This window comes from Streptomyces nigrescens (assembly GCF_027626975.1).
GTDB classification, from domain to species: Bacteria; Actinomycetota; Actinomycetes; order Streptomycetales; family Streptomycetaceae; genus Streptomyces; species Streptomyces nigrescens.
Genome location: NZ_CP114203.1, coordinates 9,206,310 through 9,218,615, shown reverse-complemented (window position 1 = coordinate 9,218,615; position 12,306 = coordinate 9,206,310). Strand labels below are relative to the sequence as shown.

12 protein-coding genes are annotated in these 12,306 nt (G+C 69.9%); 4 read left to right on the top strand and 8 right to left on the bottom strand.

The window, feature by feature from the left end:
* Positions 1-144: 144 nt before the first annotated feature.
* On the bottom strand, positions 145-792 hold the full coding sequence (locus tag STRNI_RS39830; protein ID WP_148588036.1) for a CatB-related O-acetyltransferase: 648 nt from the start codon (positions 790-792) through the stop codon (positions 145-147).
* A 199-nt stretch (positions 793-991) separates the two neighbouring features.
* Between STRNI_RS39830 and STRNI_RS39825 the strand changes: the two genes are divergently transcribed.
* Complete coding sequence (locus tag STRNI_RS39825; protein WP_277413056.1) at positions 992-1,852, top strand: MerR family transcriptional regulator; 861 nt, start codon at positions 992-994, stop codon at positions 1,850-1,852.
* 57 nt (positions 1,853-1,909) lie between these two features.
* On the opposite strand, the gene STRNI_RS39820 is transcribed toward STRNI_RS39825, so the two are convergent.
* Complete coding sequence (locus STRNI_RS39820) at positions 1,910-2,689, bottom strand: LysR substrate-binding domain-containing protein (RefSeq protein ID WP_274732852.1); 780 nt, start codon at positions 2,687-2,689, stop codon at positions 1,910-1,912.
* A 58-nt stretch (positions 2,690-2,747) separates the two neighbouring features.
* On the opposite strand from STRNI_RS39820, the gene STRNI_RS39815 reads away from it, so the two are divergent.
* A complete protein-coding gene (locus STRNI_RS39815) occupies positions 2,748-3,152 on the top strand; it encodes a DUF5997 family protein (RefSeq protein WP_093636489.1) in 405 nt (134 codons plus the stop codon).
* 121 nt (positions 3,153-3,273) lie between these two features.
* On the opposite strand, the gene STRNI_RS39810 is transcribed toward STRNI_RS39815, so the two are convergent.
* The 4 genes from STRNI_RS39810 to STRNI_RS39790 all read right to left on the bottom strand — a co-directional run bounded on the left by STRNI_RS39810 (position 3,274) and on the right by STRNI_RS39790 (position 7,338).
* On the bottom strand, positions 3,274-3,894 hold the full coding sequence (locus STRNI_RS39810; protein ID WP_093636010.1) for an L-threonylcarbamoyladenylate synthase: 621 nt from the start codon (positions 3,892-3,894) through the stop codon (positions 3,274-3,276).
* Positions 3,895-4,524: 630 nt separating this feature from the next.
* Entirely contained in the window at positions 4,525-5,736 is a 1,212-nt protein-coding gene (locus STRNI_RS39800; protein ID WP_277413055.1) for a cytochrome P450, read from the bottom strand.
* A 38-nt stretch (positions 5,737-5,774) separates the two neighbouring features.
* Positions 5,775-7,139: an NAD(P)/FAD-dependent oxidoreductase gene (locus STRNI_RS39795; protein ID WP_159491860.1), complete on the bottom strand. Its 1,365-nt coding sequence runs from the start codon at positions 7,137-7,139 to the stop codon at positions 5,775-5,777.
* On the bottom strand, positions 7,129-7,338 hold the full coding sequence (locus STRNI_RS39790) for a ferredoxin (RefSeq protein WP_277413386.1): 210 nt from the start codon (positions 7,336-7,338) through the stop codon (positions 7,129-7,131). Before STRNI_RS39790 ends, STRNI_RS39795 begins: the two co-directional genes overlap by 11 nt.
* Before the next feature lie 856 nt (positions 7,339-8,194).
* Here STRNI_RS39790 and STRNI_RS39785 point away from each other — a divergent pair.
* Both STRNI_RS39785 and gntA read left to right on the top strand, forming a co-directional pair.
* Complete coding sequence (locus tag STRNI_RS39785; protein ID WP_109886643.1) at positions 8,195-8,794, top strand: hypothetical protein; 600 nt, start codon at positions 8,195-8,197, stop codon at positions 8,792-8,794.
* 479 nt (positions 8,795-9,273) lie between these two features.
* Positions 9,274-9,933 carry a guanitoxin biosynthesis heme-dependent pre-guanitoxin N-hydroxylase GntA gene (gene gntA, locus STRNI_RS39780; RefSeq protein WP_159491857.1) on the top strand — a complete coding sequence of 220 codons (660 nt, stop codon included), beginning with the start codon at positions 9,274-9,276 and terminating at the stop codon, positions 9,931-9,933.
* Positions 9,934-10,092: 159 nt separating this feature from the next.
* Here the strand turns inward: gntA and STRNI_RS39775 are convergent, their stop codons facing one another.
* Positions 10,093-10,728, bottom strand: coding sequence for a DUF2238 domain-containing protein (locus STRNI_RS39775; protein WP_277413054.1), 636 nt, complete (start codon positions 10,726-10,728; stop codon positions 10,093-10,095).
* Positions 10,729-11,030: 302 nt separating this feature from the next.
* Entirely contained in the window at positions 11,031-12,299 is a 1,269-nt protein-coding gene (locus STRNI_RS39770; RefSeq protein WP_277413053.1) for an MFS transporter, read from the bottom strand.
* Positions 12,300-12,306: the final 7 nt, after the last annotated feature.

Here is a 12,306-nt window from a genome sequence, read left to right as displayed (position 1 = left end):
CCTCCAGTGATCACGATGTCGACGTCGGGAAGCTACCGGCGGCCCCGTCGGCAGAACAAGTACCGTTCATCCGTGGGGAGTTCACCCACTGCACCCCGCCCACTCCCGGACAATCACACAGCACGAGCCCGGGCGCCGACGACGCTATTTCTTCCCCGGAGCCACCGCCTCAAGAGCATCGACGCTGCCGGACATGACCGTCGGGAGGTGCTCGGTGAGGTGCTCGACCGGCCAGTCCCACCAAGCCAGCGCCAGGAGGCGGGCGATGTCCGCGTCGTCGAAGCGGCGACGGATCAGCCGGGCCGGGTTCCCGCCGACGATCCCGTAGTCCGGGACATCGTCGACGACCACGGACCCGGACGCGATCACCGCGCCATGGCCGATGCGGACGCCCGGCATCACCATGGCGCGGTAGCCGAACCAGACATCGTTGCCGACGACGGTGTCGCCCCGCCCGGGCAGGCCGGTGATCAGCTCGAAGTGTTCGGCCCAGGAGCCACCCATGATGGGGAAGGGGAACGTGGAAGGGCCGTCCATACGGTGGTTGGCGCCGTTCATGACGAACCGCACCCCCTCGCCCAGCGCACAGAACTTCCCGATGACCAGCTTCTCCGGCCCGTAGTGATAGAGCACATTGCGGGTCTCGAACGCCGTCGGATCGTCCGGGTCGTCGTAGTAGGAGAACTCCCCGACCTCGATCAGCGGCGAGGTCACCAAGGGCTTCAGCAGCACCACACGCGGCTGCTCGGGCATCGGGTGCACCACGGTCGGATCAGCAGGAACAGCAGGCATCACACATCAGCTTTCTCTCACACCGCGCGAACCGGACCCTCCCATGATCGCAACGCCCTCAGCGCCCGATCCACCGACTTTCGCCGGGCACACGGAGCCCACGACGCTGTCCCGCCTGAGGGATGTCTCGTTCACCTGGTGATCGGCGGCTGATGCCGACGCTTGACCTTGTAGTTGCTGTAAGGGCGACCATGGCGTCATGTTGTCGATCAGCGAATTCAGCGAAATGTGCCAGCTGCCGCCACAGACGCTGCGGTACTACCACTCCGAGGGTCTGCTCGTCCCGGCCCACGTCGACGAGCAGACCGGCTACCGCTCGTACCTGCTGGAGCAGGCCGAACAGGCCATGCTGATCACCGTCCTGCGCGGCACGGGAATGAGCGTCAAGCTCGTCCGGCGTGCTCTCGACGAGCCGGACGCGACCCCGGCCCTGTTGCGGCAGCACACTGCGGAGGTAGAGCGGCAGCGGCAGGCTCAGGACGAGGCGATCAGGGACGCGCGGAGGTTCTTCGACTCGTGGCCGGAGGTGCGCCGGCGCCACACACCCGAGATGACTGTGGTGTCGAAGCTGGTGCCCGGCACGTCAGCCGGGCGCAACCAGTGCGAATGGGATGAGTCCGATGCCGCCGTCACCGCCACCGTTCAGGACGTGGTCAAGACCGTGGAGTCCTGCGGAGCCGTTGTGTCGGGGCCTCCTTGGCGCACCCTGGCCTGCGAGACCCCTGAGCAGAAGAGGCAGACCTTCTCCGGCGAGGGGCCGTGCTGGCTGGTGAAGGTTCCCGTCACGGCGGACGAGGACGCCCTCGCGGCCCTGCCCGGCGACATCGAGGTGCAGCTCTTCGAGGCCCGGGACGAACTGTCGATATTCATCCCCGGCACATCCTCGATCGCCAAGTACTGCACCGCGCTCTCGCGCCTGATCCCGTATCCCCTCGACGACGCCTACGTCGACATCACCCGCATGCGGCATCTGCTGCACGACGACGGTATCGAAACCGCTGCGGCGATCCGCACGCTCGACGAGACCGACGAGACCGACGAGACAGACGCGGACGAGTGAGGCGCCGAGCGGCGGCCCCTGCGCACCGAGAGCTGTTGGGGAGGCGCGGTGCCGGAGCTACGAGCGGCGGCGAGGCTTGCCGCGTCTGGCGCTCTTGGCGCCGCCGGAACCGCTACGCGGACTCTTGCCGGCCGGCTTTCCTCCTGCCTTGCCTGCCGCGGGCTTCCGCCGGGCGCCGCCCGCCTCGGGACGCTTGGCCTTCGGCTGTGCCGGGGCCGGGGCCTGCGCGCGCCCCCGTGTGCTGTTCACGGTCCGCCCGCGGACGATCCCGATGAAGTCCTCCACCAGGTCGGTGGTCTCTTCCTGGAGCCAGGACAGCGCGACGCGCGACGCGGGGGCGTCCGTGAGGGGCCGGTAGGTGAGGTCCTTGCGGTGGTGCAGGCGGGCGAGTGACTGCGGGACCACGAGGAGTCCCACCCCTGCCGCCACCAGCTCGATGGCGTCCGCCGTCGTGGCGGGGCGCTCGTTCGCGGGCCGTCCCGGCCGGTGCTCCCAGTCGAGGGTCTCGTCGAGCGGGTGCAGCACGATCTCGTCGGCCAGGTCCTCGGCAGCCACCTCGTCGACCGCCGTCACGAGGTGGTCCTTCGGCACCACGACCACGGTCGTCTCGGTGTAGAGGGGAATCGCGGCGAGATCCGTCCGGTCGACCGGCAGCCGCACGAAACCCGCGTCGGCGCCACCGCCCCGCAACAGCTCAAAGGCTTCGGCGGCGGGCACCGCGATCAGGTTCAGTGGGATGTCGGGCAGCCGCTCGTTCCAGATCCGCACCCACTTCGTGGGCGTCACTCCCGGGACATAGGCGAGCCGGAACGACGGGGATGCTTCCGAGCTTGTCACGCCGCCAGGTTACCGGTCGTGGTCAGAGGTAGCGCACATGCTCGATACCCTTGACACCATGAAGTCGCACCAGACCCCCCAGACGATGAAGCCCGCGACCGCGGCGAAGAAGCTGGGTGTGTACCTTGAGGCCACCCCCACCGAGTTCCAGGAGGGTGTCGTCTCGCGCACCGAGCTGAACGCACTGCAGGCCGATCCGCCCGAGTGGCTGCTGGAACTGCGACGCAACGGCCCGCACCCCCGGCCGGTGGTCGCGGCGAAGCTGGGCGTTTCCATCTCCGGTCTCGCCCGCGCCGGTGTCACGGAAGCCCTCACCACGGAGCAGATCGACGCCCTGAAGAACGAGAGCCCCGAGTGGCTGCAGCGGGAGCGCGCCACCCAGGCCGAGGTCCGCAAGGAAGCGGTGCGGATCAAGGAGAAGAAGGCGGAGACCGGCGAGCAGCCCCGCCGCCCCCGCTCCTGACGTCTGTCCCTGAACGATGCCGGCCGCGGGCGCGCGGGTCATGCCTGCCCGCCCGGCCCGGCGGGCGGCGAACTCCCCCCGTAGCCGGCCGTCACCGGTGCGGCACCCTGAGCGAGAGCGGTTACTCGAACCGCGTGGGGTCGCCCGCTCCCCGGCGGACGATCTCAGCACCGCCGCCGGAGAAGTCGATGACCGTGGTCGGCTCGGTGCCGCAGTCGCCCGAGTCGAGTACGGCGTCCACCACGTGGTCGAGCCGTTCCTTGATCTCCCATCCCTGGGTCATCGGCTCCTCCTCGTCGGGCAGGAGCAGGGTGCTGGAGAGCAGCGGCTCACCGAGCTCGGCGAGCAGGGCCTGAGTGACGACATGGTCCGGGATCCGCACGCCGACCGTCTTCTTCTTCGGGTGCAGCAGCTGGCGCGGTACCTCCTTCGTCGCGGGAAGGATGAAGGTGTAACTGCCGGGGGTGGCTGCCTTGATCGCGCGGAACACGTCATTGTCGATGTGCACGAACTGACCCAGCTGCGAGAAGTTCTCGCACACGAGGGTGAAGTGGTGACGGTCGTCGAGATTCCGGATGGAACGGATCCGCTCGATGCCGCTGCGACTGCCGAGCTGGCATCCCAGTGCGAAGCAGGAGTCCGTCGGGTATGCGATGAGCGCGCCGGAGCGGATGCTGTCGGCCACATTGCTGATGGTGCGCCGCTGAGGATTCTCGGGGTGCACGTCGAAATACTTCGCCATCCGTCGAGCCTACGTGATCAGGACTCCCGCGCCTGGGCGGGCGGGACGCCGCTGCCCCGTGGAGGGCGCCCGGAGAGCGCGTCCCCGCGGCCACGGGGCCGCCCCAGGCGCGCAGGGCGACCGGCTCCCCTTCGCTCTCCTCGTCGAGCAGCTGCATCTTCAGTGCGGCCGGGGTCCCGTCGGCCCGTTCGACCGGCAGGACGAGCGCGGACATGCCGTTCAGGGAGGGTCCGGTCAGCTTCAGCCCCCAGCGGTCGAGGAACTCCGCGGCCCGCTCCGGCAGCGCGGCGATGAAGTCGCGGCCCGCCGCCCCGTTGAACCTGCTCTGGGTGGTGACGAGTTCTTCCGGGATGTCGATCACGCGGCCGATGCTACGAGCGTGCACGACTCGGCTCCTACCGAATATCGCCGTGCTGCCGGTGCCCTCCCCTGCGCCGTACTCGCCCAACTCGCCGGGCAGATCGGCAACTTCGGCCTCGCGCTCGCCGCCATCCAGCGCGCCGCGCCCGGCTCGACGAGGCCACGGCGCAGGTTGCCGGCACGTTCCAGGAGAGGGACCACGTTCGCCCTGGCCGAGCCGCACACCCCGCTCCGTCCCCTGATGCTTCACACGCCCCTTCCGCACACCGCTCAGCCGGGCTCGACGAGCAGGTGGCGGGGGCCGCGCAGTACCGGGCTGCGCCGGTACGGAGGCGGGTCCTCGACCAGGCGGGGACTGCCGAGGTGCTGGATGAGTTCGTTCAGGGCGATCTGGGCTTCCAGACGGGCGAGCGGGGCGCCGAAGCAGCTGTGGATGCCGCTGCCGAACCCGAGGTGCTGGTTGTCCTCGCGGGCCGGGTCGAAGCGGTCGGGGTCACGGAACCGTTCGGGGTCACGATTGCCGGAGGCGAGCATCAGGATGAGGGGCACGCCCTTGGGGATGGTGAGCCCCGAGATCTCGATGTCGGCCAGTGGGGTGCGCTGCGGGAGCATCTGGACGGGAGGCTCGTAGCGCAGCAGTTCCTCCACCGCCAGGGGCATCAGAGTGGGGTCGCTGCGCAGACGTGCCAGCTGGTCGGGGTGGCGCAGCAGGGTGAGGATGCCGTTGGTGATGAGGTTGACAGTGGTCTCATGGCCGGCGATCAGCAGCAGCACGGACGTGGTCATGATTTCGAGCTGGGTGAACTGCCCGTCGGTGCCGTGGCCCGTGGCGAACGCGGAGAGCATGTCGCCGGACGGATGGTCACGGCGCTTCCCGGCGAGCTCTCCCAGATACAGCGCCATCGTCTTCCGGGCCTCTGCGGCGGCGCGTTGGCGCTCCGCGGGGTCCTCCCCGGGGCTGGGGTCGATACCGGCGACGATCGCGTCCGACCACTGGCGGAACTGCGGCTCGTCCTCGATCGGTACGCCCAGGAGGCGGCAGATCACGGTGACGGGGAGCGGGTAGGCGAAGTCGTCGACGATGTCGATCCGTTCCTTGCCCGCCAGGCCGCCGATGAGGTCCTTGACGATGCGGGTGATCTCGCCATGCATGGCATCGATCCGGCCGGGCGTGTGGGGCGGGCCGAAGGACCACATGGCCAGGCTCCGCAGCCGGTGGTGTTCGGGGTCGTCGAGCCCGATGAAGGCCGGCGGGAGTCCTTCCTCCCCGATGCCGGTCTCGTCCGGTGCGGTGCGGTTGCGGCGGTCCGAACTGACCCGTGGATCGTGGAGCAGTGCGGCGATCTCGTGGTAGGTCCCGACCAGGTAGCTGCCGTCCTCCTGCCGTGCCACACGGCTCTCGCGGAGTTCGGCGTAGAGCGGATAGGGGTCGGCGCGGTGGGCGTAGTCGGTGATCCGTTGGAACAGGGTGTCCGCAGCCATGCGCGGGGGCTCCTCATCGCTATGGAGTGGCGGTGGTCTCAGCGGGCCGGCTGCACCACCGTCAGGCGTCGGTCCGGCATATGACCGGTGAGGGCGACGGTCGGACCGTGCGAGAGCAGCTTCGGGTCCGGTACGTCGGAGGGGACCGGGACCGGGGACTCGATCTGGTCGGCGGCCCCCGGCGCGGGCGGAAACGGTGCGGCCGTCTCGATCAGCCGCTGGTAGTACGCCAGCGACCTGGCCTGGTTGACGCTCACGGCCGCGGTGACCCGCCCCCGGTAGCCGTAGACGGCGACCAGCCGGGCGTCCTTCAGTGAGCCCTGGGCGATGACCACCTGGTCGGAGAAGGTGGGCACGCCCACCGACTTGATGTTGAGGCCGAACTGGCTGGACCAGAAGGCCGGAACCGTCAGGTGCGGGAGCCGTCGCGGCCCCGGATTGACCATGTTGTGGGCCGCCACCTCGGCCTGCGCGACCGCGTTGCCCCAGTGCTCCAGGGAGAGCAGTTGGTACTCGAAGAGCGGGTGTGGGAACCGGGCGATATCACCGGCGGCGAAGACGTCGTCGGTCACGATCCCGTACATGTCGAAGGCGCGGCACCCCGCGTCGCAGGTCACCCCTCGGGGCCCCGCGGCGAGTCCCGATTCGGCCAGCCATTCGGTGTTGCGGATCGCGCCCAGGGCGACCACGGCGACATCGGCATCGATGTGTGTGCCGTCGGAGAACTGTGCGCCGGTGAGCCGGCCGTCGCCCTCCAGGGCGGTGACCGTCACTCCGCAGCGCAGGTCGACACCGTGCGCGCGCTGCAGCTTCGCGGCGAGCGCGCCCAGGGTTCCGCCGAGCGCACCGACGAGGGGCGCCGGGCCCCGCTCCGCGACCGTCACCGCCAGGCCGCGCTCCCGGCAGGCGGAGGCGATCTCCGAACCGGTGAAGCCGGCGCCGATGACCAGGACGCGCCGCGGTCCGGCGTCGAGACGCTCCGCCAGGCGGCGTGCCTCGTCGCTGGTGCGGAGGGTGAACACCCCGTCCAAGGCGGCCTCGGCCGGGTTCGGCCAGGGCCGGGCACGGGTTCCGGTGGCGATCAGCAGCCGGTCGAAGGGCACTTCCTCGCCGTCGGCGAGAAGGACCCGCTTCCCGATCGGATCGAGTCCGGTGGCACGGACCCCGAGTCTCCACTGCGCCTCCACGTCACGGCGCCGCGGCAGCCCGGTCCGGTCCGCGGGAACCCTCCCGAGCAGCACCTGCTTGGACAGCGGAGGCCGGTCGTAGGGAGGCTGCGGTTCCTCCCCGACCAGGGTCAGCGAGCCGGTGAAGCCCTTCTCCCGGAGCGTCTCGGCGGCCCGCAGCCCCGCGAGCGACGCGCCGACGATGACGATCCGGCCGTCGCGTACTTCACCGCGCACCCGCGCCCGCCTCCTCGCCCATGAGGATGGCCTGCACCGGGCATGCCGCCACGGCCCGGCGCACCCGTTCCAGCTGCCCGTCCGGAACGACCGGGTGGTACAGCAGGGCCTCCTCGCCATGCATCGTGAACACCTCGGGGGCGAGGAACGCGCACTGCGCATAGCCCTGACAGCGATTGAGATCGACGACGACGTTCAACCCGAGCCACTCCTCCCACCGCCCAGCACCGCACCCGTCGTCATCCGTCCTACTACCGGTGGCGGCGCGGCGCAGATGATGCTCGGCCATCCGAGGGTTGACGCGGGGTGACCAGAAGCGCAGGTCGCGGCCCACATCCCACATATCCCGCCTCACACCGCACGCCTCGCCCCTCAGGCCGGAGCAGCTCCAGATCGCTCCCCCATGAACGCAGGATCGCGCGGAGTACGGGAAGCCGTCGCAGTGCCCTTTCGCCGACCGGTAGGCGAAGTTGAGATACGCGTCCAGCGCGTCATCGGTCACATGCTGTGCTCCGCGCAGCTCAGTGTCTGCTTGCGGCGTACGAGTTCGGTGGTCGTGCCGTCCGGATCAGCGGTGACCCCGGCGACGAACGAAGCAAACACGGTACCCGTGTCCGCCTCCGGGTCATGTGCGGAGGAAGAAGAGACTGAGTTCACTTCATACACACAAGTTATCTGCCGTCACAGCCGTATGTCATCGGGCACCGGAGAGGTGGTGCCCCTCCCCCGGTGGACGGCCGCCGGGAAGCCGACGGGTCCACCGTTGGAAAGCCTCAAAGGGGTGACGTCCGGACAGAGTTCAGCTCCCGGGCGTACGGTCCACAGGAGCGCGGAGACGTCCCGTATGGCTCATTCACCGCTCATTTCTTGACCGACGGAGACTGCGCATGTGACACCTGAACTCCCCATGTGGGTAGGTGAGTTGATCGATGGAGCCGACCACGTGAGCCATGGGCCCGACGATAAGGAAGTGCGACTCCGGGTTAATTGCGGAGAGAGATGAGTAACATCCAGCCAACCGTAGATCGACCAGGCGATAGAGAGCAGGCTGTGTCATGTCAGACTCGGATTTCGCTGCGCAGGTAGCTGCCAAACTGGAGAGCATCGCGAAAGAGATCGACGAGCTGCAGAAACTCAAGGCGAAGCTGGAGGACCTCCAGAAGCACCTCGGAACCGGTTCCCGGAAGGCAGTCGTCGCACCGCAGCCGGCGGAGCCCGAACCCGCGGTGACGAAACCGGTGACGGTGCCCTCGGCACGACGGGCGCAGGCCGCGGCGCCGAAGGCCAAGCCGGCGTCGAAGCCCCCGGCCAAGGTGGCGAAGAGCGCGAAGAAGAAGACGCGGAAGGCCAAGCCGGCCCGGGCCACCGCAGGCCGTCAGAACTCCACCCGCGCCGACCGCGTTCTCGCACTCCTTGACGAGCAGCCGCGCACGGTGTCGGAGATGACGAAGCTGCTCACGCAGCAGCATCCGGACCAGTCCGCGCCGGAGACCGCCGTCCGCAACACCCTGGAGACCTCGCTCGTCGCCAAGGGCCTCGCACACCGCAGCAAGCAGGGCAGGAGCGTCTTCTACTCCCGCCCGGCGGCCGGCGCCGGAACCCAGGAAGCCGAAGCGGCCGTGACCCAGGAGGAGGCCGCCTCCACGCCTGCCTGACGGGCAGGTCGTCCGATGCTCGGCGACGCCGTCGGCCCCTGCCTCGTGGCGGGCCCCGCCGACGGTGCGCCGAGCCGGACCCCACCTGGGTGAGGCCTCCGGCGTGGGCGGGGCGGTCCGGCCGCGGGCGGTCGCCGCAGGCGGAACGACATCGCGAGTCGTGCGATCAGCCGGATCGCCTGTAGGGTCGGGGGGCTGTGGTCCACCACGGCGATCAGGTGCCCGAGCTGCGGAAACGACGCAGCTCGGCCCGCAGTCGCCGGACGGGAACGAGCCGTCCGGCGAGCCCGCACGTGGTCGCGCCCGGGCGGGCGGCGGGCCACCGCAGCCGCAGTCCTGACGCTGTCGGTGAGGGCAGTCGCAGGGGGTGAATCGGCCGAGTCTTGACGAACGGGCCCTGCCCGATCTTGACTGCCAGAGTCCCACCCCTGCCAGGGCCCCCACCAGGGGTATTGGCCCACTCACCGAAGGTCACAAACATGACGGTTGACGTCTCCGCCGCCACTGAAGTCGGGCAGTTCCTGCTCGGCGACTCCTTTGCTTGCCTGGCCGGCCGTTCAGCATGGCGACAGGGTGGCATCACCCACCGCCACTACACATGGTTCGGTGATGACACCACGGGCGAGCAGATGGCGGCTGATCTGCAGGCGTATGTGAAGGCGGTGGACTGGGCCGCCAAACCCTTCACAAGCTTCGTGGCCACCTTCTCGGGTCCTCTGAACCTGTCGGAGACCGAGTTCGAGCAGCATTTGTGGCAGCAGCTGCAGGCGCTGCACGACCACGACAGCCGTACGCACTCCTGGGCCGAGGGCTACGATCCCGACCCGTCGTCCGGTGCCTTCGCCTACAGCGTCGCCGGGCACCCGTTCTTCGTGATCGGGCTGCACGAGACGCACAGCCGGGTCGGCCGCCGCCCGCCGTTCCCGATGCTCGCCTTCAACTCCCACCACCAGTTCGACCGGATAAAGGCCGCCGGTCTCTGGGACCGGCTGGCGGAGAAGATCCGCAAGCAGGACATCGAGCTGCAGGGCAGCATCAACCCCAATCTCCTGGAGTACGAGAAGCTCTCCGAGGCCCGGCGCTACTCGGGCCGCCCCAAGCCGGCCGACTGGGCCTGCCCCTTCTCCGCCCGGGTCTGAGCCCGCCGGATCCGCCGGGACGACAGCGCCGAGCTGCCGCACGCACCCGCCGCCCGCCGCCCACGCGGTCCTGTGCCCCTGGGCGGCGGTATCGCGAGACGGGATCGCCCTCGCCATCGGCGGGGGCGGAGCGCCCTGGCCCAACGGCTCAGGGGCCCGTCAGGCGCCCCGGGCCGCCCCGGTGCCGAGGCGGGCGAGCTGGCGGTCGTGGAGGCGGCTGAGGAGCAGGAGCGAGACGACCGCTCCGAAGAGCGCGCAGGCCATGTCCCACTGGGTGTCCCACTGGTCCCCCTGGGTGGCGAGGAACGCATCGGCCGCGGCGCCGCCGGCCAGCGCCGTCCACCACTCGATCATCTCGAAGAACGCGCTGAAGGCCAGGCATGCGCACACGATCAGCGGGCCCAGCCAGGCGCTGCCGCGCAACGGGGAGGTCCGCACCAGCAGTTCGCGGACCAGGATCGCGGGCACGAAGCCCTGCATGAGATGCCCGACGCGGTCGTAGGGATTGCGGGAGAGATCCAGCGCGTCCTGCAGCCAGTGCCCCACCGGGACCTCGGCATAGGTGTAGTGGCCGCCAACGATCAGGACCAGTGCGTGAGCGGCGAGCAGGCAGCACAGCAGTGGGCTGAGCGGAAAGCGTTTCCGCACCGCGACCAGCACCGGCACGCCGACGATCACCCAGCAGGTCTCCATGAGCCAGGTGGCGCGGTCGTGCGGCTGGAGCCCCGACAGAGCCAGGGCGAGAAGCACCGCCGCGAGCAGAACCGGCGGCAGTGTGCGGGGAACAGCGGTCATGGCCTTCATGGATCAGCCTCTGAGACATCGGGTACGGAGCGGCGCGGCACAGCCGCGGGGCGGGCGGACGAACGGACAGACGGACGGTGCACCGCGTACGGCGTATGCCCCGGTCGGCGCCAACACACCACCTCGCACCGGGAGGGTGTTCCGCCGTGCACGTGCATTCCGGTTCAGCGTCGTGGCCGCCACGGGGCGCTGTCATGAGTACCTCTACTCAGATACTCAGATCGATCACTAAACGCCGGGCTGCCGCGGCTCGCGAGAAGGCGTCGCGGTGGCAGTGGCGGTGCGGTCCCTGCTCAGGACGCCTGAGCGGTCACCGGCGCCGCCTCCTCCGCCCCGTCTGCCGACGGACCACACCCCCGGACCCGGTCGCGTTCCGCCCAGCGCACCACCGCACGCATCCCGAGCCCGGTCACCAGGAACAGTGCCCCCAGCACGAGCCAGCCCGGTACCCCCCAGGTGACCAGCAGCGAGGTGAGCAGCAGGGGGCCGAGCGTGCGCGCCAACGGGACGCCCGTACCGAAGAAGCCCTGGTACTGACCGACTTGACGGTCCGGCGCCAGGTCGAAGCTGATCTGCCAGGATCCGGCCGACTGCAGCATCTCGCCGACGAGCTGGAGCACCGCGCCCACGACGAGCACCGCCCCGGCTCCCCACGGCCCGATACCCGCGGCCGACAAAGCGAAGACCAGACACGAGACCAGCATGATCAGGGAGGAGTGCCACACCGCCCGCGAGGCGCTGCGCAGTCCCGTCACCGTCCGGGCCGTGCGGACCTGGAAGGCCATGACGCCAAGGGTGTTGAGGATGAACAGCGCAGAGACCAGCCAGCTGGGCGCGTCCGTACGCGCCACGATCCACAGCGGGATGGCGAGGCTGAGCAGCGGCATCCGCAGCAGCAGGACCGCGTTGAGGAAGGTCAGCACGGCGTACGGGCGGTCCCGCAGCACCGCGAACCGCGGCTCGCCGCCCGTACGGACCGGGACCGGGGCCACCGCGGGCAGCAGGAGCAGCACCGCAGTGCAGCTCAGGAAGCCCACCGCGTCCAGGGCGAAGACCGCGAGGTAGGCCTCTTGGGTGTCGTACTGCAGGGCCAGTCCGCCGAGGGCCGCGCCGATGGCCAGCCCGGCGTTGAGTGTCGACTGGAGGTGGGCCAGTACGCCGGTGCGGGCCGAGCGGTCCACGAGCCCGGCGAGCAGCGCCTGGCGGGCCGCGGCCAGTCCGCACTGCGCGGTGGCGTACAGACACACGACGACGAGGAACGGCACGAAGGAGCGGATGAACAGGAACGAGGCGACGGCGATACTGGTGGCCAGCGCGAGCAGCACCGCGGTGCCGCGCGGCCCCCGGCGGTCGGCGAGCGCGCCCAGCGGCACTCCCGCGACCGAACCGACGGCCCACGCCACGGTCAGCCCCAGGCCGATCTGGGTGGGCGACAGGCCGATGACCCGGGTGAAGTAGAGCGCCGAGCAGACGTAAAAGGCGCCGTCGCCGACCGAGTTGCTCAGCTGTGCCGCGGCGAGGACGCGTGGTGCGCCGGCCGGCGGCAGGATGCGTAGCGACACAGGGCTC